This window comes from Acinetobacter sp. CY73 (assembly GCF_059515865.1).
The window spans coordinates 16,481-41,549 of record NZ_JCAKMZ010000016.1 but is presented as its reverse complement, the minus strand read 5'-3'; the positions used below and the strand labels follow the sequence as shown (position 1 = coordinate 41,549).

20 protein-coding genes are annotated in these 25,069 nt (G+C 40.9%); 1 reads left to right on the top strand and 19 read right to left on the bottom strand.

What is annotated here, in order from left to right:
- Window positions 1-40 precede the first annotated feature (40 nt).
- On the top strand, window positions 41-1,783 hold the full coding sequence (locus AC5YD2_RS09140; RefSeq protein ID WP_496126033.1) for an FAD-dependent monooxygenase: 1,743 nt from the start codon (window positions 41-43) through the stop codon (window positions 1,781-1,783).
- Window positions 1,784-1,847: 64 nt separating this feature from the next.
- Here the strand turns inward: AC5YD2_RS09140 and AC5YD2_RS09135 are convergent, their stop codons facing one another.
- The 19 genes from AC5YD2_RS09135 to hcaE all read right to left on the bottom strand — a co-directional run bounded on the left by AC5YD2_RS09135 (window position 1,848) and on the right by hcaE (window position 24,908).
- Window positions 1,848-2,234 (bottom strand): hypothetical protein, encoded by a 387-nt coding sequence (locus AC5YD2_RS09135; RefSeq protein ID WP_496126032.1) that lies wholly within the window; start codon window positions 2,232-2,234, stop codon window positions 1,848-1,850.
- Window positions 2,235-2,334: 100 nt separating this feature from the next.
- Complete coding sequence (locus tag AC5YD2_RS09130) at window positions 2,335-2,604, bottom strand: hypothetical protein (RefSeq protein ID WP_496126031.1); 270 nt, start codon at window positions 2,602-2,604, stop codon at window positions 2,335-2,337.
- 67 nt (window positions 2,605-2,671) lie between these two features.
- Window positions 2,672-2,794 (bottom strand): KGW motif small protein, encoded by a 123-nt coding sequence (locus tag AC5YD2_RS09125; RefSeq protein ID WP_496126030.1) that lies wholly within the window; start codon window positions 2,792-2,794, stop codon window positions 2,672-2,674.
- Window positions 2,795-3,146: 352 nt separating this feature from the next.
- Window positions 3,147-6,983 (bottom strand): phosphoribosylformylglycinamidine synthase, encoded by a 3,837-nt coding sequence (purL, locus tag AC5YD2_RS09120; protein ID WP_496126029.1) that lies wholly within the window; start codon window positions 6,981-6,983, stop codon window positions 3,147-3,149.
- A 334-nt stretch (window positions 6,984-7,317) separates the two neighbouring features.
- The gene (locus AC5YD2_RS09115; RefSeq protein ID WP_496126028.1) at window positions 7,318-8,358 is read right to left on the bottom strand and encodes a M20/M25/M40 family metallo-hydrolase; all 1,041 of its coding nucleotides are present in this window, start codon (window positions 8,356-8,358) and stop codon (window positions 7,318-7,320) included.
- 235 nt (window positions 8,359-8,593) lie between these two features.
- The gene (pstB, locus tag AC5YD2_RS09110) at window positions 8,594-9,514 is read right to left on the bottom strand and encodes a phosphate ABC transporter ATP-binding protein PstB (protein ID WP_496126077.1); all 921 of its coding nucleotides are present in this window, start codon (window positions 9,512-9,514) and stop codon (window positions 8,594-8,596) included.
- 13 nt (window positions 9,515-9,527) lie between these two features.
- Window positions 9,528-10,919, bottom strand: coding sequence for a phosphate ABC transporter permease PstA (gene pstA / locus AC5YD2_RS09105; protein WP_496126027.1), 1,392 nt, complete (start codon window positions 10,917-10,919; stop codon window positions 9,528-9,530).
- Entirely contained in the window at window positions 10,919-12,298 is a 1,380-nt protein-coding gene (gene pstC, locus AC5YD2_RS09100; RefSeq protein ID WP_496126026.1) for a phosphate ABC transporter permease subunit PstC, read from the bottom strand. The genes pstA and pstC overlap by 1 nt, the downstream gene beginning before the upstream one ends.
- A 95-nt stretch (window positions 12,299-12,393) precedes the next feature.
- Window positions 12,394-13,419 (bottom strand): substrate-binding domain-containing protein, encoded by a 1,026-nt coding sequence (locus AC5YD2_RS09095; protein WP_496126025.1) that lies wholly within the window; start codon window positions 13,417-13,419, stop codon window positions 12,394-12,396.
- A 234-nt stretch (window positions 13,420-13,653) separates the two neighbouring features.
- Window positions 13,654-14,763 carry an amidohydrolase family protein gene (locus tag AC5YD2_RS09090; RefSeq protein WP_496126024.1) on the bottom strand — a complete coding sequence of 370 codons (1,110 nt, stop codon included), beginning with the start codon at window positions 14,761-14,763 and terminating at the stop codon, window positions 13,654-13,656.
- Between the two features lie 368 nt (window positions 14,764-15,131).
- A complete protein-coding gene (locus tag AC5YD2_RS09085; RefSeq protein WP_496126023.1) occupies window positions 15,132-16,664 on the bottom strand; it encodes a pyridoxal phosphate-dependent decarboxylase family protein in 1,533 nt (510 codons plus the stop codon).
- Between the two features lie 2 nt (window positions 16,665-16,666).
- Window positions 16,667-18,040, bottom strand: a complete 1,374-nt coding sequence (locus AC5YD2_RS09080) for a diaminobutyrate--2-oxoglutarate transaminase (protein ID WP_496126022.1) — start codon at window positions 18,038-18,040, stop codon at window positions 16,667-16,669.
- Window positions 18,041-18,554: 514 nt separating this feature from the next.
- Window positions 18,555-19,451, bottom strand: a complete 897-nt coding sequence (locus AC5YD2_RS09075; RefSeq protein ID WP_496126021.1) for a DMT family transporter — start codon at window positions 19,449-19,451, stop codon at window positions 18,555-18,557.
- 147 nt (window positions 19,452-19,598) lie between these two features.
- Window positions 19,599-20,840, bottom strand: a complete 1,242-nt coding sequence (gene hcaD, locus AC5YD2_RS09070; RefSeq protein WP_496126020.1) for a 3-phenylpropionate/cinnamic acid dioxygenase ferredoxin--NAD(+) reductase subunit — start codon at window positions 20,838-20,840, stop codon at window positions 19,599-19,601.
- A gap of 4 nt (window positions 20,841-20,844) precedes the next feature.
- A complete protein-coding gene (locus AC5YD2_RS09065; RefSeq protein WP_496126019.1) occupies window positions 20,845-21,810 on the bottom strand; it encodes a 3-carboxyethylcatechol 2,3-dioxygenase in 966 nt (321 codons plus the stop codon).
- Window positions 21,811-21,881: 71 nt separating this feature from the next.
- Window positions 21,882-22,697, bottom strand: a complete 816-nt coding sequence (gene hcaB, locus AC5YD2_RS09060; RefSeq protein ID WP_496126018.1) for a 3-phenylpropionate-dihydrodiol/cinnamic acid-dihydrodiol dehydrogenase — start codon at window positions 22,695-22,697, stop codon at window positions 21,882-21,884.
- Between the two features lie 2 nt (window positions 22,698-22,699).
- On the bottom strand, window positions 22,700-23,026 hold the full coding sequence (gene hcaC / locus AC5YD2_RS09055) for a 3-phenylpropionate/cinnamic acid dioxygenase ferredoxin subunit (RefSeq protein WP_496126017.1): 327 nt from the start codon (window positions 23,024-23,026) through the stop codon (window positions 22,700-22,702).
- On the bottom strand, window positions 23,026-23,544 hold the full coding sequence (gene hcaF / locus AC5YD2_RS09050) for a 3-phenylpropionate/cinnamic acid dioxygenase subunit beta (RefSeq protein WP_496126016.1): 519 nt from the start codon (window positions 23,542-23,544) through the stop codon (window positions 23,026-23,028). The genes hcaC and hcaF overlap by 1 nt, the downstream gene beginning before the upstream one ends.
- Window positions 23,541-24,908, bottom strand: coding sequence for a 3-phenylpropionate/cinnamic acid dioxygenase subunit alpha (hcaE, locus tag AC5YD2_RS09045; protein ID WP_496126015.1), 1,368 nt, complete (start codon window positions 24,906-24,908; stop codon window positions 23,541-23,543). Before hcaE ends, hcaF begins: the two co-directional genes overlap by 4 nt.
- Window positions 24,909-25,069 lie beyond the last annotated feature (161 nt).

Here is a 25,069-nt window from a genome sequence, read left to right as displayed (position 1 = left end):
TTCGATAGCCTTCACATGAATGAGTAATAGGAAAGTCCCCATGCCCCAACCATTTGATACTGACGTTTTAATTATTGGCACAGGTCCAGCAGGTTCAACACTGGGATTAGCACTTGCAAATTATGGTATTAAAGTTCAACTCTTTACCCAATTTAGCTGGTTAGCCAATAGTCCTCGTGCACATATTACCAATCAACGTGCCATGGAAGTTTTACGTGATTTAGGCATTGAAGAGCAAGTGCTTGATATTGCCACCCCATGGGATCAAATGGGTGAAAGCCTGATTACCACCAGCCTTGTCGGTGAAGAAATTGCTCGATTAAGTGCTTGGGGAACAGGTGATGAACGTCATGGCGATTATATCAAAGGCAGTCCGTGTCCTTTGGTGAATTTAATCCAACCGAAAATGGAAGCACTTTTGGTTAAAAATGCAGGCGAGCGCGGTGCAATCTATAATTTTAATACCGAATATTTATCGCACGTGCAGGATGAACAGGGCGTAACTGCTCGATTCTTAAATCGTATCACCAATACCGAATTTACATTACGTGCTCAATATTTAGTGGGTATGGATGGTGCACGTTCTAAAGTCGTGGAACAGGTTGATTTGCCATTGGAAGGGATGATGGCTCGTGCAGGTACGGTCTATGTGACGTTTAAAGCCGATCTGTCTAAGTATGTACAGCATCGTCCTGCAATTTTGCAATGGATTGTCAATCCTGAAGCCAGTTTTGGTGATCTAGGCATGGGCTTGTTACGTGCGATCACGCCTTGGAATGAGTGGATTATGGGTTGGGGCTTTGACATTTCCAAAGGTGAGCCTCAAGTTAGTGAAGAACAAGTCCGTGCTCGTTTAAATACTTTTGTGGGTGCGGAAGTTGAAGATGTTGAAATTCAAAAATTATCGTATTGGTATGTGAATCAGACTTGGGCGACTGAATATGCTAAAGGCCGTGTGTTCTGTGGTGGTGATGCCGTACATCGTCACCCTCCTTCAAGTGGTTTAGGTTCAAACACTTGTATGCAAGATGCTTTCAACTTGGGTTGGAAATTGGCATATGCGGTTAAAGGTTGGGCAGCTCCCACTCTTTTAGAATCCTATACAACCGAACGTGCACCCGTGGGCAAACAAATCGTAGCACGTGCCAATCAATCTCGTTTCGACTATAAACATTTAAAAGACGTGTTTGGTTTTGATCAAGGTGTGACGACACAAAAAGAAATGCTGGAACGCATTTTTGCTGAAGATGAACAAGGTGCTGAAATTCGTCAAAAGCTTTATCAAGCACTTGAAATCAAGAATTTTGAGTTTAATGCGCAAGGCGTGGAACTGAATCAGCGTTATAATTCGAATGCTGTAATCGCTGAATCAGAACCTGAAATCTTTGAAAAAGATCAGCAACTTTACTTACAAGCAACCACACGTCCGGGTGCAAAAGTCCCTCATACATGGCTGATTAATCGTAAGGGTCAAAAAGTTTCAACTTTAGATATCACAGGTAAAGGGCGTTTTACCTTACTGACTGGACTATCAGGCAAAGGTTGGAAGCAAGCGGTTGAGGCTTTAGATCTGCCTTATTTGGATGTGATTCAAATTGGTTCACGTGATTATCGTGATGTGTATGGTACGTGGAATAAGAAATCTGAGATTCATGAATCGGGTGCGGTTCTGGTTCGTCCAGATGGTTATGTGGCTTGGCGTTATAAGGATTCAACGAACAGTGAATTTGATTATTCAAATACATTAAAAGCTGTACTTAGACAGGTTCAATTGTCTGTTTAAGTATCCAAAATAAGACCACCGAAAGGTGGTTTTATTAAAATTCATCAATTGTAAAAACTAGATTTCAGCCTAAAACGTATATTTTTTCAATATTTTCATAGGGTATTGTCTTCCCCATACCTACATTAGAACTACTATTATAAATATCATCCGCATCATCTGTGGTCCAAAGTATATCCCAATATTTTTCTAATATGACATTAAGATAATTAACTTCTCGATCAACATAAAATTTTACTATTGTATTAGTTAGTATAAATTTTAATTTTTCTTTAATAGACAAATACAAGCCAAAATCATCAAAGATCTCAGGAATAACGTATGATGAACTTATTTCAGATCGTGCTTCTTGGTATCTATAAAAACCACATATACCATCTAATTCTCTTCTTTCTTCGTTAAAAGCTTTATGTTTAGATTTTGCAACTATAGACCCTACGTTTAGATTCATACTCTTTATTTGAGGAACTAAATCTTCAACTTTTCGAATAAAACACTCTATTCCATCGACATTATTTAAAAGCCCTTCCTTAAACCACTCCTTTGTTCCATCAGTTGAACAACTGATGATAAAAACTCACTCTTATTTTTGCATTGTCTTTTTCGACTAGCGTTGGATTTAAGATAGTTCTAATTTCATTTTGCATCATCCCATTGAGTGATAATTCATCATAGCAATCAATGTTCTTAAGCTCTTTAATATACCCATATATATCTTTCAACTTAGCTTCTAAAATACTCAAATCAATTGAATAATAATTTGCTAATGAACGTAATGCATCTTCTCGATCATCATAACTAAATCTATAAATATTCTCCATTTCATTCCCAAATCAATATAAATAACATGAAATGATACCAACAAAAAATACCTTCCGTTGGTTTTTACTACGCAGTTAAAAAATATCCTGCAACTAAGAATAGAATTCGTAGACTGGCAACCACGGCAAATAATTCCCAACCTCTTCGCCTTAAGTCTTGCTTGTTCAATATCAAGATTGTTTTAGTCATATCGTCACCTCATACTTGAGTTAAAAACGAACCACGTTACCTTCTTATTTAACCCGAATCGCGGATAAGGATTTTTCTTTAAAATCATAAGCTAAATTTAATTTTATGATTAGTTTTTAGTGTTATCAGACCAAAGCATAGACTTTTTTATGCTCAAAATGATGGATAAGTCTCAAGAAGAATGATCTCATTTCCTTAAGCAGGATTCGGGTTATTTATTATCCTTAGCCGTATGTGCTAAATGACACACGTGCCCTAACCTCTATAAAAGCAAAATTTAAACCAAGTCTTAAAGAAGATATTTAAAAATAAAAAAACCACCTTCGGGTGGTTTTTTTAATCTCATCTAGTACTAACCGATAAATTTACGTGCATTTCTAAACATACGTAACCATGCACCGTCTTGATCCCAATCTTCAGGTTTCCAAGAATGCTGTAAAGCACGGAAGTTACGTTCTGGATGAGGCATCATAATCGTTGCACGACCGTCTGTAGATGTCACACCTGAAATCGCTTCAGGCGAACCATTCGGGTTCATTGGGTAATGTTGTGTTGGGTTACCATGGCTATCTACATAACGTAAGATGACTTGGTTACCTGCATTTAATGCAGCAAAGTTGTCCGCGCTTGCAACCGCACGACCTTCACCATGTGCAACTGCGATCGGTAAGATCGAACCGTCCATACCTTCAAGCAATACAGAGTTTGATTTTTCAACACGAACGTTTACCGCACGGGCTTCAAACATTTCGGACGTATTACGGTGGAAACGTGGCCAAGCTTCTGCACCCGGAATGAGTGGTGCAAGTTGAGACAGCATTTGGCAACCATTACAAATACCTAAAGAGAAGGTTTCGTCACGATTAAAGAATTTCTCAAATTGATCACGAAGTTTCGGATTGAACAATACAGATTTCGCCCAACCACCACCAGCGCCCAATACGTCACCGTAAGAGAAGCCACCACATGCCACCAAGCCTTCAAAATCATCAAGGCTAATACGACCAGCAAGTAAATCGCTCATGTGAACATCAACAGTGTTGAAGCCTACTTTATCGAATGCAGCAGCCATTTCTACATGACCATTTACGCCTTGTTCACGTAAAATCATCATGTTAGGACGACGGCCATTAATATACGGCGCTTCAATTTCTTCATTCAAATCGAATGTCGGCTGTGCGATTAAACCTTTATGATTTTTATCGGTGATTAAAGCAAACTCTTGATCCGCAGTTTCAATATTGTCACGTAAACGTTGGATTTGATGAGATACTTCAGTCCAAGCGACTTGCAAATCAGCACGATCAAGTGTTAAACCATTGACAGTTAAAGTATCTGTATTGTTTACAGTACCTACAACTGCAATTGCATCACGTAATGAAGATGCCGCAACTTCAGCTTCTAATGCTACCCAATCCGCTTTAGAAATTTGCAATACCGCACCAATTTCTTCTGCAAATACACTTTCTACAGATTGATCTTCAAGTGCTACACCTAAACGAGATGCAAACATCATTTCTGCAACAGTTGTAACTAAACCACCATCACCAATGTCATGGTAAGCTTTAATCAAGCCACGGTTGTTCCAATCTTGTACCAATGCAAAGAATGCTTTGAAATCGTCAAAATTATCTACATCAGGTGTCACTGAACCAATTGCTTTGTAAACCTGAGCTAAGATCGAACCGCCTAAACGGAATTGACCTTTAGACAAATCAATACGTACAAGTACAGATTCAAGATCTTTAAGTTCAGGTGTTAATGTTTGACGTACATCCGTTACAGGTGCAAATGCTGTAATCACGCCTGTCATAGGAGAAGTTACGGATTTATCAATACCTTCATCATTCCATGTGGTACGCATAGATAAAGAATCTTTACCTACAGGAATGGCGATACCTAAAGCAGGACACATTTCCATACCGATGGCTTTTACACCTTCAAATAATGCTTGATCTTCACCCACCTGACCTGCCGCAGCCATCCAGTTCGCAGACAATTTGATGTCGCTAATTTGGTCAATTTTTGCAGACATGATATTGGTAATCGATTCAGCCACAGACAAACGTGCAGAAGCAGCAGGATTTAACAATGCAACGGGTGGACGCTCACCCATTGCCATTGCTTCACCTGTGTAACCTACTAAACTTGTTGTAGTAACAGCAGCATCTGCTACAGGTACTTGCCATTTACCTACAAACTGATCACGTGCAACCATACCTGTAATCGAACGGTCACCAATGGTGATCAAGAATGATTTAGACGCAACGGTAGGATTTTTAAGAACACGGTAAATCGCATCTTTTAGGTCTGTTACTTTAGATGCATCAAAGTCATCACCATGACGTTCGATACAATCATAAGAACGGCTCATACGAGGCGTACCACCAAGCATCACTTGCATTGGCATATCAACAGCTTTGTTACCAAACAATGGATCTTCAACTGTTAAATGACGTGCTTCAGTTGCTTCACCTAGTACTGCAAACGGGCAACGTTCACGTGCACAGATCGACTCAAACAATGGTAAAGATTCTGGGCGAATCGCAAGTACATAACGTTCTTGTGCTTCGTTTGACCAGATTTCCATTGGAGACATGCCAGGCTCTAAAGATGGAATTTTACGAAGATCAAGGACTGCACCAAGCTCATGGTCATTCACCAACTCAGGCATTGCATTTGAAACACCACCCGCACCGACATCATGTACAGATACGATTGGGTTATGGTCTTCCATACGCCAACACGTATCGATCACTTCTTGGCAACGACGTTCCATTTCTGGGTTTTCACGTTGCACAGAAGCAAAGTCTAAGTTCTCACCTAGCTTACCGCTATCTACAGAAGATGCCGCACCACCGCCTAAACCGATCAGCATTGCAGGACCACCAAGCACAATGAGCAAATCACCTGGTAAAATTGGATCTTTTTCTACATGGTCAGGACGAATATTACCGTAACCACCCGCAATCATAATGGGCTTATGGAAACCTTTTACATCGCCATTTACATTTTGTTCGAATGTACGGAAGTAACCATTCAACGCAGGGCGACCAAACTCGTTGTTAAATGCAGCACCACCCAAAGGACCATCAATCATGATCTGAAGTGGAGAAGCCATGCGAGATGGTTTACCGTAGTTTTCTTCCCAAGGTTGTTCAAACCCAGGAATATTTAAGTTAGAAACTGTAAAACCAGTTAAACCCGCTTTTGGCTTACCACCACGGCCTGTTGCGCCTTCATCACGGATTTCACCGCCTGAACCTGTCGCAGCACCAGCAAATGGTGCAATTGCAGTTGGATGGTTATGTGTTTCTACCTTCATAAGAATATGAGCAGCTTGGCTCTTATACTTATAAATGTGCTGACCAGATTCTGCATCTAATTTTGGATAAAAGCGCTGAGTATCAAAACCCACGATGACAGAAGCATTGTCTTTATATGCCGACAATACATCTGTAGGAGATTCTTTATAAGTGTTCTTAATCATTTGGAACAATGACAATGGTTGTTTTTCACCATCAATTGTCCATTCAGATCCAAAGATTTTATGACGGCAATGCTCAGAGTTCGCTTGGGCAAACATCATCAACTCAATGTCATGCGGGTTACGACCCATTTTAACAAAGGCATCCGTTAGATAATCAATTTCTTCATCAGACAATGCAAAACCAAACTCAGCGTTTGCTTTAACCAAAGCCTCTTTACCTTGACCCAAGATATCAATTGAGTTTAAAGGTTTAGGCTCTGTTTCAGAGAATAATGCAGCAGCATCTTCAATGTTATTGAAAACACTTTCAGTCATACGGTCATGTAAAACGTGTTTCACTTCATTTGATATTTCAGAAATACCTTTTAAAGTAAACAAAACACCGCGTTCTAGGCGGTGTATCGGCGTATTACAGTTGGCAAAAATGTCAGTCGCTTTAGATGACCACGGCGAGATCGTGCCTAGACGTGGTGTGACTAAAATCTGAATTTCATCACTTGTAGCTTGGCGGAGGTCAAATGACTCACCATCATTGAGAAGCTGTAAAGCGGATTGCTGTTGTTGCTCACCCAGCGCTTGGTCAAAGAGGTAGACCCATTGGCTTTCGATAGATTGAACTGAACTAATAGACGCTAAACGTGAAAGTAGTTGAGTTTTCTTAAAAGAAGAATGTGCAGGTGCACCGGCAACGATAAACATGCTGATTTTGGCTCCACGGGCAGGCCTAAATAACCTTGCCACAATGTGACTTGAAGAGAGCGCATATTCTACTTCTTATTCCGCCAATCAGCTAGATAGAATTTAAAGAATGTCACATCTAATATCAGCCAATTGCTCAAGAAAACTTTGAATTTCAGATAAAAAATTTGAATATCAACTGAATAAATAGAAAGGATGGCTTGTATCTAAATAATTCTAAGCAAGATGATGAATCAGACTGAATCATCATCTTTGCTATGAATAGCGCAATAATTTTTATTCCTAAACGCTTTTAAGGTGACCAAAGACAAACTTCTACTGAAAAATAATGACATTAATCTATTTCATTGATCAAATACACAATCGCATCGGCAGCAATTGCCAAGGACTGAGGATCGACTTGATCAATGGTATCGCAGGCCTTGTGATAACACGGTGCAAATTCAAGCTCATCCCCTTTCATTTGTTCATTAAATAGAATCACCGAGGTAATAGGGACTTTTCCTAAAAAGGCTAAAGTATCACTGGCTGTTAAAGTTGACACATCTTCTTTAATCGTCAATTGTTTTGATTTGAAAAAAGCTTTTAAATGCTGTTCTAGCGCCAAATCTCCAGCATGATTCGGTAAAGACCTTAAACCATCTGTTAAAGGCTTATAGTCTGACTCACTCATACCACGTTCTTTAAGCACCGCTTCCATTTCATCTACAGAGGACTTATCAGCATCTGCAATCATAATATTCGGTTTTTTTGTGCCCACCATATCCACATTGATATAGGCTTTGATTCCATCCAACTGCTGTTGAGTGAGTTTCTTGACATAATCTTGTGATCCTGCGATTCCCACTTCTTTAGAATCCCAAAATGCGAGCACAATCGTATGTTTCGGCTTTTGCTTAGAATGTTTTAATGCATGCATTAATTCTATAAGCGTTGCAACGCCTGTCGCATTGTCATTGATTCCTGGTCCCATTTTCACTGAATCATAATGCGCACCAATCATGATCACTGATTCTTTCGATTGACCCGCGATCTCAACTAAAATATTTTGCCCTACGGTTTTTTCACGATTCTCAAAAGCCAATATTTGTGGATTGAATCCTGCACTTTTCGCTTGATCGAGAATATATTTCGCCGATGCCAAACCACCTTTTGTTCCAACAGCACGATTTCCGCCGTTGTTCTGTGCAATCTCTTGGAAAGCATTCAGATGGCTCATCATCCTTTCAGGGCTAAGCTTGATTTGATCAAGTACTTGTATTTGTTCTGACGTTTTATTTTCTATTTTTGGAGATGATTGCGATGACGCGCAACCACTCAAGATCAAACTGCCTGAAATGGCTATACTCAGTGCTAAGCTGTGATTAAATTTCATCTAAAGTCTCTAATTTTGTTATTTCATTCTCTATTATTAAAACATTGATTCAAAAGCTGTTTGGTTTTTTATAGTAAAAATAAATTCTGGATTTCAATTCATTCTGAATACCTAGAGTACTTCAATCCATTTCAAATACAATCTTGATATCAGTCAAAATTATTAACAAAACTTAGAAATAAAAAAGAAGAGCATATTTGCTCTTCTTTTTTTATCGCTCAATAGATGCTGAGAATTAACCAAAACGGCCTGTGATATACGCTTCTGTCAATTGATGATCGGGTTGTGTAAAGACTTTTTCGGTAGAGTTTACTTCAATCAAATCACCCAAATGGAAATAAGCCGTACGATCCGATACACGTGCTGCTTGCTGCATCGAGTGCGTTACAATTGCAATCGTATATTGAGTAGAGAGTTCCGAGATCAATTCTTCCACTTTCGCCGTTGCAATTGGATCAAGTGCAGAACAAGGTTCATCCATCAGAATCACTTCAGGGCTTACGGCAATCGTACGTGCAATACATAGACGTTGTTGCTGACCACCTGACAATCCTGTGCCCGGTTGGTTCAAACGATCTTTCACTTCATCCCAAAGCCCCGCTTTACGCAAGCTGTTTTCAACGATCTCTTCAAGATCATACTTATCACGTGCTAAACCATGCAGTTTAGGGCCATAAGCGACATTGTCAAAAATTGATTTCGGGAATGGGTTTGGCTTTTGGAAAACCATACCCACTTGAGCGCGAAGTAAAACCACGTCCAAGTTCGGATCATAGATATCTTGGTTATCTAGCATCACTTTACCCGTCACACGGCACGAATCAATCGTGTCATTCATACGGTTTAAAGTACGCAAGAAAGTCGACTTACCACAGCCTGAAGGGCCGATAAATGCAATGACTTCGTTCTGATAAATATTGAGATCAATTCCTTTAATCGCTTCAGCTTCGCCGTAGTAAACATGCACATCTGACGTACTTAATTTTACCGTCGATTGCTTTTGGTCTTTCTTAGAAGATGGCGTTTCAAATTGCGAAACAAACGGTGTCGCTGATTTAGTTTGCTCAGTACCCATAGATGATACTTGTGATTGTTCTTGATTCACGGACTTATCCTGTTCTAAGGAATTGGGTTTAGTAGCGCTAGCAATATTCATCATATGACCTCAATTACCAACGAACTTCAAATTTCTTACGTAACCAAATGGCTAAGCTGTTTAATCCAATCATCAATGCAAGTAACACAATGATCGCAGCTGCTGTGCGCCCTTCAAAGAAGTTACGAAGTTCATTACCCTGCCATAGGAAGATTTGGACTGGCAGAGCCGAAGACTGGTCAAATGGCGTTGCAGGAACACTCGCAACGAACGCACTCATACCAATTAATAAGAGTGGTGCAGTTTCACCCAAAGCTTGAGCTACACCAATAATTGCACCTGTTAAGATACCCGGTAAAGCCAACGGCAATACATGGTGAAATACTGTTTGTAAACGAGATGCACCCAAACCTAAAGCAGCTTGACGAATAGATGGCGGTACCGCTTTGAGTGATGCACGTGTGGTAATAATCACCGTTGGCAAAGTCATCAAGCTCAATACCAAACCACCGACCAAAGGTGCCGACAATGGTAAATGCATCCAACCAATGAAGATTGCCGCCCCCAGTAAACCGAAAACAATTGAAGGAACAGCCGCTAAGTTGTTAATGTTGACTTCAATCACATCGGTAATCCAGTTCTTAGGAGCAAACTCTTCTAGATAAACCGCGGAAGCTACACCGACAGGGATCGAAATTAAAATCACGATCATCATCATGAACAAGGAGCCCATGAATGCACCTGCTAAACCAGAAGTTGCTGGTGAACTACGTGAGTCAGGACTCGTAAAAATATTCGTGTTAAAAGTACTTTCAATGATGCCATTGGCTTTCAAATCATCGGCAATTTGACGAACTTCAGGGCTGAGCTGTTGTTGTTCATCTGACAAACTACGATCAATGTCACCTTTTAGCCACACATCAACATTTGCATCTGCCAAGACTTTCACTTCATTATTCGTACCCAATAAACTTGGGTTTTGCATATACATATCACGTAAACGATATGCTTCTGAACTGGTATAAAGACTTGATAGTTCATCACGCTTCGCTTCAAGCGCAGGATCTTTTGCGATCATTGCATTGACGATCAAGGCATCCCAATCCACCATCCCAATCTCAGTTTGCCAAGCGATATAGCGTTCTTCAAACTGTGCAGGTGATTCATTGGCTGTTTGAACAGGTTGTTTTGATACTTGAATCACAGCAGGATCGAAATGGATCGGCAGCGTTAAACTGTTTTGCCAAAAAGCTGGGAGACCTTTCGATAAAATACTACCGAATAATAGGGCAACAAAAAACAGACCGAGAATAACTGCAGAAAATCCGAAGTATTTAAAGGTTTTCTCTTTACGGTGTCTTTTCGCCAAAGAGCTTTGGATTTTTTGTTTACGTTTCTCACGTACTTCCGCAGCGTTCATTGCGTCAAGATTTGAATCCATTTGAGTTGAGTTTGTAGTCGTCATTAGTCGTATTGCTCACGATATTTACGCACGATATACAGTGCTACAATGTTCAAACCTAAGGTAATGACAAACAAAGTCAGACCTAATGCAAAGGCAACCAAAGCTTGAGGACTTGCGAAATCCGTATCACCAGTCAACTGATTCACAATCGTGATGGTCACTGTCGAAATCGCTTCTAAAGGATTCGCATGTAATAATGGGCTGTTACCCGCTGCCAATACCACGATCATGGTCTCACCAATGGCACGCGAAGCCGCTAATAAGAATGCACCGATAATCCCCGGCAAAGCTGCAGGAATAACCACTTGACGAATCGTCTCAGACTTGGTCGCACCTAAGCCTAATGAACCATCGCGTAGTGAACGAGGCACTTGCGTAATAATGTCGTCTGAAAGTGAGGATACAAATGGGATAATCATAATCCCCATCACAAAACCTGCTGTTAAAGCGCTGGTTGCGTTGATATCTATCCCCACCATTGCACCTAAACTTTTGGCAAATGGTCCAATGATCATCAAAGCAAAAACACCATAAACAATCGTTGGAATACCCGCTAAAATTTCGATTGCAGGTTTTGCCCAAGATCTGAAAGATGAAGATGCATATTCTGCTAAATAAATAGCGATCATTAAACCCACTGGAACTGCAACTAAAAGTGCAATACCACTGACCATTAATGTTCCCCAAAGCAATGGCAATAGACCATAACTTCCTTCAGCACTTCCTGACGTGCTAAACCCTGGGTTCCACTCTGTTCCAAAGAAGAAATCCATAGGATTCACAAAGCTAAAGAAACGCATAGCTTCACTAAACATCGACATCACGATGCCGATCGTTGTCAAAATCGCAACACCTGAGCACAATGCCAAGCTAATGTTTATTATTTTTTCAACTTGATTACGTGCACGATATTGCTCAGATATTTTTTTCTTTGCCCAAACTAAACCGAGCATTGCCGCTGAAAGTACCACTGCAAATTTTGCATATGATCCAATCACTTCAATTTTTGCTAATTGTTCTGCGGCTTTTAATTCATAAGCCAATGGCTGATCGCTTACACCGAAACCTGATGCAATCGCTTGTACTCGATCTACAAGTACACTGATGCTCGCAGGATCTAATGTTGCAGCAATATTTGCAGGAATATTATTCAGCACCACATGTTTAAAAATGCTGGGTTCAATAATGTTCCACACGATTAAAATCAGAAAAGCTGGAATCCCACACCACAGTGCAACCAATGCACCATAGTATCCTGGACGTGAATGTAGCATTGCAGAGTTACTGCCCTGACCTGCTAATTTACGGCTTTTAGTCAACCCGATTTGGTACGCTATCGCAATTAATGCAAGTAACACCCCGATGAGTAGCAGATTCATGAATTCTCCACCAATTTTCAATGACGCATTGAAAAAATATATTTAGCAAAAAACTGATGATGGGACACGCCCACCATCAGTTTATGTTTCAACGATTATTTAACTGCTTTGCCTGCTTTGAAGTTCGCAAGAACTTGAGCACGTTCTTTATCAGACATTGAAATCAGACCCGCTTTTTCTAATTTAGATCCTTTACCTGACACTTTTTTGCTGATGAAGTATTCGGTAAATTGCGGTAAACCTTTGATTGATTTCAAGTGCTCGCCTTTCACATAGAAGAACAATGGGCGAGAAACTGGGTAAGAACCGTTTAAGATTGTGTTTTCAGATGGCGCAACATTATTCACAGTTGCAACACGTAAACGGTCACGGTTTTGATCATAGAAACCTAGACCAAACACACCCACCGCACTTGGAGACGTTTTTAAGCGTGCCAGTGTTTCAGTGTAATCGCCTGCGATCTCAACCACACGACCATCCTTACGGAAAGTGGTACATGCTTTTTTCATGGCATCTTTATCTAAAGACTTAATTGCAGCATAAGATTCACAACCTGCATCCACCATCTTCTCCTGGAAGACTTCGCGCGTTCCATGATTCGAAGCTGGAATCACTAGAGTGATCGGTTCATTCGGAAGTGATTTGTCGATTTGATTCCAACGTGTATAAGGGTTTGCAACCATTTTACCGTTAGAAGGCAACTGTGCAGCTAATGCAGCAAATACATGTTGTGGACGTAATTTGTAAGCCGCTTTATTGGCATTTGAAGCAAAAACAATACCGTCATAACCAATTTTAATTTCTATTACTTGGTTAACACCTGCTTTTTTACACGCTGCCAATTCTGAATCTTTAATTTTACGAGATGCATTCGCGATATCGATTGTGTTGTCGCCTACACCATTACAAAATTGCTTTAAACCGCCTGATGAACCGCCAGAACCGACCACAGGTGTTTTAAATTGTGGAAAGTTATTACCAAACTCTTCAGCTGCGATACTTGCATAAGGTAAAACTGTAGAAGAACCAGCAATTTGAATCGTATCACGCGCTGCATTCGCGGTTGTTGCTGCAGCCACCCCAGTTAAAGCTAATGCAATTACGATGTTATTTAAGCGCATCTAGATATCTCTCAATATATGCAAATATGGAGTACGCTACTTTTTATTGAAGTATTGTACTTATTTCGATATATGCATTTTGATTTTATAATATGACAGAGAGGTTACAGCTTTATTACGATTCTATGATTTTTATAAATTATTGCCAATCCAGCGTTTAATATTTGATTATCAAAAAAATCCGCAACGTTAACATGCGGATTTTTAAATCTTTTATTCGCTAAAAACAATTATTTATTTGAGATGATCAACCACCACTGCACCATCTTTAACTACGAGTTTCACCTTTTCTAATGCTGAGATATCCTTTAAAGGATCACCATCAACAATAATCAAATCTGCAATTTTGCCTTTTTCAAGTGTACCTAGATCTTTAGCTCCAAGTGCTTTTGCACCTTCTTTGGTTGCCGACAATAAAATAGTTTTGTTATCAATGCCTTGCCCCTTCATGACTTTGGTCACCATTGGAATGACCTCTTTGGGTGGAATCCCTGGAACATCAGAAGTAAACAATGGTACTGCACCTGCTTTCAACATCACCTGAACATTATTTTTTAAAATATCATAATCATTTTTATCTTTTTCGCTAGCAAAACCAAGACCGATATAGCGCTCAAGAAAGCCCAAGGTGATGGCAATCGGTATCTTTTTCTCACCCAATATATTTAAGTATTTTCCATCCATATCTTTCGTGATTGATGGCGGATGAATAAACACATCAACACCTGCATCAATCATGGCAGGCACATTTTTAGCATCAGCATTGTGTACTAGCACTTTTAAATTATGCTGATGTGCTTCTTTAACAATCACTCTCAAAGTCTCTTGATTAAATTCTTTGACGTTGGTCACACCATCATAAACCACGACATCGGTATTGTATCCGACCAATTTTTTCATCGATGCTCTGGCTTGTTCAGGCGTATCAATGGGTAAACGTACATGTTCATCACACCATTTGAGTTCTTCACCTGTTAAACCACCACAAGCATAATAATCACCCGAGTGAAGGAGTACAGGACCTGCCATAAATACACGGGGTCCTGAAATTTCCCCTGACTCAACTTTCTTCTTTACTTGATCAATATAAGGCCAGAAATCAATAGGCGATAAGATTGAAGTAATCCCCTGTTCTAAATGACCACGCAATCGCTCAGACAATTCTCCATGGATGAAAGCTTCTGCTTGTGCATCATTTGTTGCAGGCATTTTTGGGGGTAAATCATAAAAATTCCAAAAAAGATGAAGGTGACTGTTGATAAGACCCGGCATGACGGTTCGCCCTTGAGCATCAATTACCTGATCCGCTTTCTCTTTTATTTTTCCTGTTTGAACCGCTTTCACTTTTCCATCATCAATGATGACATGTGCATTTTTAATCAGATCAGAGCCTGTGCCATCAAAAACATTCGCATTTTTGATAATAATATCAGCAGCGTGAACAGTATTTGAGAAAAATGCTGCTCCTAAAACGACTGAGAGTATGGTTTTTTTAAATTCACTTGAGCACCTAAGCTTATGTTTATATTTAGATCATTGAGTAATATCAATCCATATATACACTTTATTTTTAAGAGCCGCACTATCAACTTGGATAGTCCATACTGCTATCAAACTTACTAAGTTTTCTTAAGAAAAAACAATTTAACCACCTCATTTCAAACACAAAAAAAGGAGATCAAATGATCTCCTTTCCAAACACAGACAATTGTTTAATCAATTGCAGGCGTATAAGTACCATCAGCGATTGGACCTTTGATACGATCAGCTTCTGCAAGCACAAGTGCAAGCAAATTTTTCACGTTCTCTAAAGTTGCCACTGGGCTTAAAGTCGTCATTTTCAATGATTGAACTTGACCGACTTTAGTGACACCAATATTCGCTTCACCACGTGCAAATAATTCATCTGCTACGTTTTGGTTCAATGTATCGAGTAATTCTGTTGGATAACCTTCAGGAATCACACGGAACAATACTGAAGCAAATTGCGGATCTACCAACATTTCTAAACCGTCAGTTGCATCGATATAGGCTGCAACATCACGTGTTAAACCCACACCGTGATCGATCATAGAACCGTAAAGTTCCTCACCCAATGCTTCAACTGTCATCCACAATTTCAACGCATCAAAACGACGCGTTGTTTGAAGTGATTTAGAGACTAGGTTAGGCACACCGTGTTCTTCATCATAAGCAGAGTTTAAGTACTCCGCTTCGTAGTGCATGAAACGATAGTTTGCTTCATCTTTCAGCAAGAACGCGCCACATGAAATCGTTTGGAAATAATGCTTATGGAAATCGAGTGTGATTGAATCAGATAACTCAATACCATCAAGCATAGAACGATAGTCATTCGAAAGAATGAGTGCACCACCCCATGCCGCATCAATATGCATCCACGCACCATATTTGTTGGTGATTTCACGAACTTCTTTCAATGGATCAATGGCACCTGCATCGGTTGTACCTGCAGTAGCAACCACACATGCCACAATCTTACCTTCCGCTTGAAGGTGTACCATGGTTTTTTCAAGTGCATCAACATCCATCTGCGCATTGTCATTCACAGGAACAGTCACGACTGATTGGAAGCCCATACCCATCATTGCCATGTTCTTTTGCACAGAGAAATGTGCATTTTCAGAACAGATGACTTTCACATTACGCATTGCGTCGCTTGGCACGCCATCACGCTGTACAGACCACGGATTACCGTTTTCGTCTTTCCAGTTTTTTGCGATGCAAGCATCACGCGCAAGGAGTACACCCATCAAGTTAGACTGCGTACCACCAGAGGTGAACACACCTGCTTGACCTGCACCATAACCTACTTTTTGACGAAGCCAATCGATGAGCTGAACTTCCATCAAAGAACCTGCAGGGCTTTGATCCCATGAGTCCATTGATTGGTTCGTTGCGTTAATCAACACTTCAGCGATTTGGCTTGTTACCATGGTTGGGCAATGCAAATGCGCCAAAGAATGCGGATGATGTACTTTTAAGCTTTTATTTAAGAAAAGCTCAACCATACGATCCAGAGATTTCTGTACACCTAAACCTTCTTTAGAAGGGTTGAATGCGATTGCAGAGCGAAGCTCTTTGATACTACCGCCCGTGTACATTTTGTCATTTTGCAACCATGCAGATACAGCTTTTACAGCTGAATCCATTGCTGACTGATAATCAGCAATGGACTCTGCATCATTACAGAATAACGCTTTACGATGTTCTGCAAAATCAACCATTCTTATGCGCCTCGAGTTGCAACAAGTGCTTCAGCAAGTGCTTTCTTGAAGCGTGCAATCACTTCAACACATTCATCATGATTGATGATCAATGGGCAAAGTAAACGAATCACTGTACCGTTACGACCACCTTTTTCTAACAATAATTTGTTATCAAAACATGCTGCTTGGATTGCTGCTGCCAATTGACCATCACCTGGTAATGAACCCATGTGATCTGCCGCTTGACGTTCATCGACAATTTCAACACCAATCATCAAACCACGGCCACGTACGTTACCGATACAAGGGAATTCTACAGCTAATTTCTTCAATTCAGCTTGTAAGAAGTCACCACGATCAGACGCATTTTGAGCTAAGTTTTGCTCTTTAATCGTTTTGATCGTTGCAAGACCCGTTCCCATCGCCAATTGGTTACCACGGAAAGTACCCGTGTGACCCGCTGGTTGCCAAGCATCAAACTTACGTTTAATACCAAGAACGGCAAGCGGTAAACTACCACCGACTGCTTTAGACATGACGACTACATCAGGTTCGATACCTGCATGTTCAAAGGCAAACATTTTACCTGAACGTGCAAAGCCTGCTTGAACTTCATCAAGAATCAACACAATGTTGTGCTTTTCGGTCACTTCACGGATTTTTTTCAACCATTTTACAGGTGCTGTGACCACACCACCTTCACCTTGAATTGCTTCAAGAATAACAGCTGCAGGCTTCGTTACACCGCTTTCAACGTCTTCAATGAAGTTTTCGAAGAAATAAGTGAGTGCATCTACACCCGCTTCACCACCAAGACCCAATGGGCAACGGTATTCATGCGGATACGGCATAAATTGAACACCTGGCATTAAGCCATTCACAGCATTTTTAGCAGACAAATTACCTGTCATTGCCAAAGCACCATGCGTCATACCGTGGTAACCGCCAGAGAAGCTGATTACAGTGCTACGACCAGTGTACGTTTTTGCTAATTTAATTGCTGCTTCTGTACCATCTGCACCAGACGGACCACAGAACTGTAGACAATACTCAGCCTTACCACCCGGTAATTGCTCAAGTAAAGCTTCAGTGAAAGCATCTTTTAAAGGCGTCGTTAAATCCAAAGTATGCAACGGTAAACCGCTAGCAAGTGTATCTTGGATACTTTGAATGACCGCAGGATGATTATGGCCTAAAGCCAATGTTCCTGCCCCAGCTAAACAATCGAGGTACTCTGTACCTTCAACATCAGTAACCCAGCATCCTAAAGCTTTTGCTATTGCCAACGGTAATTTACGTGGATAGCTACGAACATTCGATTCCATTTGACTTTGGCGAGTTAAATAGTATTCGTTAGTAGAATTAGGGGCAGGATTTACAGAAGAAACGCTCATATCGAATTACCATCTCTGATATGGGTTGAAAGAAATAAGTCGGGTGACTTGCGGTCCTTTGACTCGGTGCTTTATAGATTCCAATTAGACGATAGTTTATTCATCATAACCAGAGGGCGGATGATAACGAATTTTGAAATAAAATAAACAGCTTTCTATCGTTTTCACGCCCTTATTCTAAAATAATAATGTGACAAAATGGAAACTTGTACACTATTCGTTCTTTACTGTGAATAATTAGCTTATTTTCAATTTATCAGCGCATTTTGTTATGTCAAAATTCACGCAAATATTTGCAGAAAAACAACTAAATACTACGGATACAGCATGAAGCAATATTAAAAAAAATACATTGGCTTGAACGCTACTTTTTGTAATTAATCCATCATTCTTACAGGCTTACTGTTAAACCTCTCATACATTTTATTTTTTGTATGTGAGATCTGATTGTTTTGGGCACTTAAACAATCATCAACAGTGATCAAAAGCGATATTTAAATATCAGGTAATAAAATCAGCCCTTGATTAATTTACGCAATTCTTGATTAAAATACATCATGAGTCCCATCATCACCACTGCAACACCGATAAATGCAATTCCATGAATCACTTCATTATTTAAGGTAGCACCAAGCACTAAAGCAATCACAGGTGTCATCACATTACTCAAAGATACTGTTGAAGCCGCTAAACGGCGGATTAGCCAGAAATAGCAGAGCATCGCAACAATCGAAGACATGATCATGGTAAACAAGAAACCCATCATCGCTTGGGTACTTGGCAATGCTGTTGGAATATGTTGCCAAATAAACGGAATGATCAACAATGAACCAAGCGCAGATAAAATTAAAGACCCTGTGGCTTGAGACATTGGACTTAAAGGTGCATTAATTTGTTTCACCCAAAAAATCGAGCTGATATAAGAAATCATACTAATCAGCATGAGTACAATCCCCCACGGATTCACTTTAGCATCTGCAGATTCAGCAAACACGAAACTCAGTCCAAGCACAGCGACAGCCATGCCAGTCCATTGTATTAAGGTGAGCTTGTGTGTTTTTAAAATCACATGACCGATCAAGCCAGCGATCAAAGGTGAAAACCCGAAAATGAGCGCCATCAATCCTGAGGTTAAATAGTTTGCTGCTAGATAAATAAACAGTTGCGCACCAATCAGGTTTAAACTTCCCGCCAAATAGCTTTTCATTGAGGTTTGATCAAATGGCAAAGGATCGCGCATGATTTTGAGTAAAAATAAAGCAATGATCGATGCACCAAAGTAACGAATGATCAGCACCCACATCGGATGAATCTCTGCCACGCTCCATACGATTGCCAAAGGTGTTGCTGCCCAAATCAACACCAATAGCGCATAAATGCTTGCGGTCACAGGTAAGGAGGATGAATTCATAGCGTTCTCTGTTACTTAGGGCAATTAGCCTGATTCAAAGCGATTGATCTTTAATAAATTTAAATATTAGTATTTGAAATTAAATATTGTAAATACAAAAACAGACCTGAGTTGCCTGAGGTCTGTTCCGTTATTCTTTCAATCCAATTATTTCACAAGTTTACGTAAATCTTGCGTTAAATCTAGATATTTATCTGCTTCAAAAGGCGCTTGCTTGCTAATCAACTTTTTAAGATGACGCATTTCTTTGGCCGCATTCACAGTGATCCCACCCACGATAATACCGTTAGTGATACCAAACAATACAAAAGATGACTCTGCACGAAGTTCAGGCTTGATCTCACCTCGAACTTGCCAATCGCTTGCTGCCATATCGCCAACAAACTGATAATTAATATCAAACTGATCTGTCCAGAACCAAGCTGGGTTTACAGCTGGATGTTCTACACCCATCACGTGACGTGCGAAGATGCCTGCTTGTAAGTTTGCATTTTCCCACGTTTCAACACGGCGATGGTTACCACAGTCACGAAGTTGAGTGGCTACATCACCCGCTGCATAAATATCCGCATTAGACGTTTGGCAGTTTTCGTTCACTTTGATCGCAAAATCAACATCTAAACCAGCGTCTACAGCCAATTGTGCATTCGGCACAATACCGATGCCATAAACCACCGCATCAGCACGGAGTTCTTCACCATCCGCTAAAGTGATGACAATTTCTTCGCCGTCCTGATTTTGTTCAAGGCGACAATCTGCAATAGAGGTAGAAAGACGAACATCAACTCCTGCTAACTTTTGCTGTTCAAGCAAGAATTCGCTCAGAATGCGTGGAGATGAACGACCCATTACCATTGGACCCATTTCAATGACAGTCACGATACAGTCTTTGAAACGTGCAGATGATGCAAGCTCAAGACCGATCACACCACCACCGATGAGGATGATACGTTGACCCGCTTGAAGTACAGGAACCAACGCTTGTGAATCTTCAAGGTTACGCAGCGTATAAACGTGTTTACCTAAAGCATCAAAGTTGGGTAAACGACGTGCTGCACCACCCGTTGCAATTAATAATTTGTCGTATGAAACAACATCGCCGTTGAGAAGTTCAACAGTTTTCGCTTCTGCATTGATTTTCGCAACGCCATTTCCACGAATGGTTTCTACACCTAGATCAGCTAATTTCTCTTCCGATAAAATTTCGATTTTGGTGTCGGAAGGTTTTAGAATCACATCTTTTGATAGTGGTGGACGCTCATAAGGAAGATGCGTTTCATCACCAATCAATGTAATTTTACCTTCGTATTTGTTGCCACGAAGTTCTAAAATTGCACTCGCACCTGCTTGGCCCGCACCAACGATCACGATGTTGTTTACATTGCTCATGTTATTAACCTTTTAACTCTGCAGAGACGATGCCAAAGCCCGCAATCCACTCACTGATATCTTCATAGCAGTGCGTTGTCATCTCGTATTCACCCATTTCGCTCAATGCAGCAAAGGCCGCCATCCATGAACGAACTTCTTGACCACCACGACCACCATCACGACGAATTTCTGCTTCAGTCATGGCTTCCATTGCTGCAAAATCAGCATATTTGAATGTCTCAAGCAATGCGATATCCCACTCAGGACTAAGTGGCACAGCAACCGAAGTATCACCCGCAGCCAATTTTTGACCAACAGCAATGATCTTCGCCTGACGAGCATTACGTGCTTCTTCAGTAGGATTACGACCTGCAATCAGGAATTCTTCCACTTCAGGTGGCACTGAACCCATTTGTGGTGTCGGTGGATCATGAGAAAGACCACCTGTTCCCAAGACAAGTACACGCTCATTTTCAAGGTTTAAAGACTTGATGAACTGCCCTACAGCACGACCTAAAGCAATGGTACGCTTCGTGGTTGGCATGGGTGCTGCAGCACCATTGATAAAGATGGGAATCGTTGGATAACGATCGAGTTGACCACCACATAAGAAATGTAAGGGTTGAGTCACACCATGATCTGCTTGCATACGATAAGAGTATGCAACATCAACACCTTCATCTAACACACGACGTACTAAAGAAAGTGCAGTTTCTTCAGGTACATCGATGTTGTTATTTTCTTTACCATAGTCCCAATCTCCTGCTGCAGTTGCACGGATACCCACGCAGAAACTTGGCATTAGATCGTAGAAGAAACCATTAAAATGGTCAGGACCAAAAGTGATGATGAGGGTTGGGTCGTAAGCTTTGACTTCAGCAGATAAATGTTCAAAAGCGCTACGCACTTTTTGCTCTTGAGATTGATCTTGAGGTGAAGCAAATTCCATTAACGGACTGTGCGATGCACAAATGAGTTTAACGGCCATGAGAGACTCCTTAAAAGGAAGGCAGCCTAGAACAGGCTGCCGATCAGTCTATTTGAGTTAGACTAAATTTTTTATTGGTCAAAGTATCCTGCGCGAGGCTGACGTAAACCACGAATACCTAAACCACATTCAGCATTAATTAAAACACCTGTCAGTGGACGGTTATTGGCACGAGATGCCAATAACACGTATGAACCTGTCATATCTTCAGGTTCAGGTAAAAAGTCGAGTGGCATTCCACGCGCAATTTTCTCAGGATCACGTGCATCTAAAAGACCCAGTTTATCTTGACCCAATGACGCAGCACCTTTGATGTTCACATTCATTGCAGATGGCGCAACAGCATTGACACGCACTTTGGGTGCAAGTTCATAGGCCAACTCTTTCATAATGCCCACGCCTGCATGTTTAGATGCAGTATAAATTGGACCACCACCAGAAGAATAAAGCGCAGAGTTAGACAATGTGAAGATGATTGAACCTTCAGATTTGACCAACTCATCTAACGCAGCCTTAGCACCAAGGATAAACGCCTTGGTGTTAATGCCCATGATCTCATCGAATGCTTTTTCGAGTTGTTCGCCAGACATGCTCACGATATCTGCATAGTGATCCCAGATCCCTGCATTACCGATAAAACAATCTAACTTACCAAAACGTTCAACAGTCGCTTGAACAGCACGGACGTTGTCTGCATAGCAAGCTACATCACCAGCGATAGCCAATACACGACCACCAAAATGTTCATTTAAAGCATCAACTTTATCTTGTGAACGTTGAAGAACCGCAACCTGTGCACCTTCTTCTAAAAAACGCTCAACCAAAGCCCAACCTAAACCCGAACCACCGCCAGTGATGAGTGCAACTTCGCCTTGTAGCCAGCCCATGCTTACTCTCCTGCCATTTCTACGAATAACTGACCATCTTCAACAATCACTGGGAAAGTTTGGATTGGATCAGTTGCAGGTAAGCAAAGTGCTTCACCCGTTTTCAAGCAGAAACGTGCTGAGTGTAATGGACATTCAACTGTACCATCATCTTCCAAGTAGCCTTCTGACATGGATGCATTGCCATGTGAACAACGATCATTCATAGCGAAAAATTCACCACCATTGTTGAACACTGCAAGCGCTTCGATACCATTCACGCCACAATCTACTTTCAATGCTTCGCCTTCATCTAAGTCATCAACTTGACATACAAAAATTTTATTCATTAGAAGAACACGCTCAGGTTATGTGAACTGTAAGTCACTTGGTCTAAAATAATTTGACGTTGGAAGATTTCAAAGCCTTGCTCTGTATTTACTTTACGTACTTTGTCATGGCGCTTACCACAGTAGATTGTGACATCTTTCTCTTTCTGTGTGCGATACAACAAATACGTCAAATGCACATCGTATTCGCCTTCAACTTCAGTTGCTTCAACGATGATGTTTGACACCATGTGTGTGGTACGTGATGGAGGCTCTTCAGCCCATGCCATACCTGTTTCTAAACGTGCAACACGGCGTTCTAACAAATCTTTGTTGTCGTTAAACACCCAAGTTGTCGGTAATTCAAGATTACGACGACGGTCACGCGTTTGTACGTTTGGTGTGGTGCGTAGCGTATAAGAAATATCTTCTGCAAGTACATCTAACCAAGGACGGAACTGCCAATCGTCAAGCATTTTTGCTTCACGGTACATAAATTGGCTAATTTGATGATGAAGTTCTAAACTAATTTGGCTCATTTCATCATCTCCTTTTCGTATTCGTCAGCCGCTTTTTCTACATCTTCCCATTTTTCATGGATGAGTAAGTCAGCCCAGCGACGGTATAAACCACGCGCTGCTGTTTCAGAGAAGATATAGTTTGTGATACCAGGAATTCCATCTTCACGAACTTTTTCTTGACCCATACCCATTTCCATAATGAGTGGGTTTTTACGTGCTTTATAACCACGTAGAACTTTTTGAATCTCTACCCAGTTCTCAGAGTCATCTTGCTCTAGGAAACCAGCAGGACCAAATGCGCGCGTTGCAGAACGTTCAAACGCTTCTTTCACTTCTTGAGACGCTTCAGCATCGGCAATACAGAATGCCCATACTTCAGTTTTGTTTGGACCACGTGGGTGCCATACGCGAAGTGTTGCTGTACCGTTCAACCAAGACAATGTTGGGAACATGGTGTTGTGACCTGCAAGACGTAACGCACGGATTTCACCAAGACGCTCTTTCGCTTCTTCGTAAGTTTCGCGGAAGTAGTTTGCAACTTCGCCATCAACCCATACGTTCGCATCTGGTTTTTCTGTGAAGAAGAAGCCTGAACCGTGACCACGCGCGCCGTATTGGATTGCGTCTTTCGCAGTTTCCCATACTGGACGTGCAGTTTGTGCAGCACCTAATTTCTTCGTAGAGTCGTCATCTGGTTTTGCGCCCAATACTTGGATCGCAGATGCATGAGAGAACAATGCGTGGTATTGGTCAGATGCAAACTGTTCAGCTGCAAATTTCCAGTTACATTCGATTTCCCACTTATGAACACCACCGATGATCTCAGTACCACCTGGACGACGATCTAATACGCCATCTAAGTACCAAGCGATATCACCCATGTATTCTTCTAAATCAGGTGTAGTCTCATCCCAGCAACCAAAGATTAAACCTTTATACGATTTAACGCGGTTAACTTCGATTAAGCTCCACTCTTCTTTACATGCACCTTGTGGGAATGCACGATCTTCAAGTGGAATATCTTTAAGTGAGCCGTCTGTACCGTAAGACCAACCGTGGTATGGGCAAGTAAACGCACGTGTATTACCACAGTCTGCAAAACTTACACGCATAGAACGGTGACGACATTGGTTGAGTAAACCTTTGATCGAACCATCTTTTTGACGAACAACGATAATTGGATCTTCGCCCATGTAGGTATTGAAGAAGTCACCAGCCTTAGGAATTTGGCTTTCATGGCATAAAAACAACCAAGTACGACCAAAAACACGCTCAAGTTCTAATTCATAGATATCAGGATCTGTATAAATAGATGGCGTGATACGTCCATTTTGTGCATCGACTAAAGCGTCGATTTCGCGCACATCAATTTTTCCACTCATGAAATGCTCTCCTGTGACTGGATAAGACACAAATTCAATAGACTCAACTTGTCGACGATGATGGATTTTGATGGCGTTTTGGGGAAATATTTTTTTTGTTTGAATCAATATCTTTTAGCAATTAATCAATAGGTTTTAAAATAGGTGATAAATCCACTTTT

Bases quoted from the DNA above. Each gene is read 5' to 3' on its own strand.
- AC5YD2_RS09140 (WP_496126033.1), top strand. From the start codon at position 41: ATGCCCCAACCATTTGATACTGACGTTTTAATTATTGGCACAGGTCCA.
- AC5YD2_RS09135 (WP_496126032.1), bottom strand. From the start codon at position 2,234: ATGAATCTAAACGTAGGGTCTATAGTTGCAAAATCTAAACATAAAGCT.
- AC5YD2_RS09130 (WP_496126031.1), bottom strand. From the start codon at position 2,604: ATGGAGAATATTTATAGATTTAGTTATGATGATCGAGAAGATGCATTA.
- AC5YD2_RS09125 (WP_496126030.1), bottom strand. From the start codon at position 2,794: ATGACTAAAACAATCTTGATATTGAACAAGCAAGACTTAAGGCGAAGA.
- purL (WP_496126029.1), bottom strand. From the start codon at position 6,983: ATGTTTATCGTTGCCGGTGCACCTGCACATTCTTCTTTTAAGAAAACT.
- AC5YD2_RS09115 (WP_496126028.1), bottom strand. From the start codon at position 8,358: ATGAAATTTAATCACAGCTTAGCACTGAGTATAGCCATTTCAGGCAGT.
- pstB (WP_496126077.1), bottom strand. From the start codon at position 9,514: ATGAATATTGCTAGCGCTACTAAACCCAATTCCTTAGAACAGGATAAG.
- pstA (WP_496126027.1), bottom strand. From the start codon at position 10,919: ATGACGACTACAAACTCAACTCAAATGGATTCAAATCTTGACGCAATG.
- pstC (WP_496126026.1), bottom strand. From the start codon at position 12,298: ATGAATCTGCTACTCATCGGGGTGTTACTTGCATTAATTGCGATAGCG.
- AC5YD2_RS09095 (WP_496126025.1), bottom strand. From the start codon at position 13,419: ATGCGCTTAAATAACATCGTAATTGCATTAGCTTTAACTGGGGTGGCT.
- AC5YD2_RS09085 (WP_496126023.1), bottom strand. From the start codon at position 16,664: ATGGTTGATTTTGCAGAACATCGTAAAGCGTTATTCTGTAATGATGCA.
- AC5YD2_RS09080 (WP_496126022.1), bottom strand. From the start codon at position 18,040: ATGAGCGTTTCTTCTGTAAATCCTGCCCCTAATTCTACTAACGAATAC.
- AC5YD2_RS09075 (WP_496126021.1), bottom strand. From the start codon at position 19,451: ATGAATTCATCCTCCTTACCTGTGACCGCAAGCATTTATGCGCTATTG.
- hcaD (WP_496126020.1), bottom strand. From the start codon at position 20,840: ATGAGCAATGTAAACAACATCGTGATCGTTGGTGCGGGCCAAGCAGGT.
- AC5YD2_RS09065 (WP_496126019.1), bottom strand. From the start codon at position 21,810: ATGGCCGTTAAACTCATTTGTGCATCGCACAGTCCGTTAATGGAATTT.
- hcaB (WP_496126018.1), bottom strand. From the start codon at position 22,697: ATGGGCTGGCTACAAGGCGAAGTTGCACTCATCACTGGCGGTGGTTCG.
- hcaC (WP_496126017.1), bottom strand. From the start codon at position 23,026: ATGAATAAAATTTTTGTATGTCAAGTTGATGACTTAGATGAAGGCGAA.
- hcaF (WP_496126016.1), bottom strand. From the start codon at position 23,544: ATGAGCCAAATTAGTTTAGAACTTCATCATCAAATTAGCCAATTTATG.
- hcaE (WP_496126015.1), bottom strand. From the start codon at position 24,908: ATGAGTGGAAAAATTGATGTGCGCGAAATCGACGCTTTAGTCGATGCA.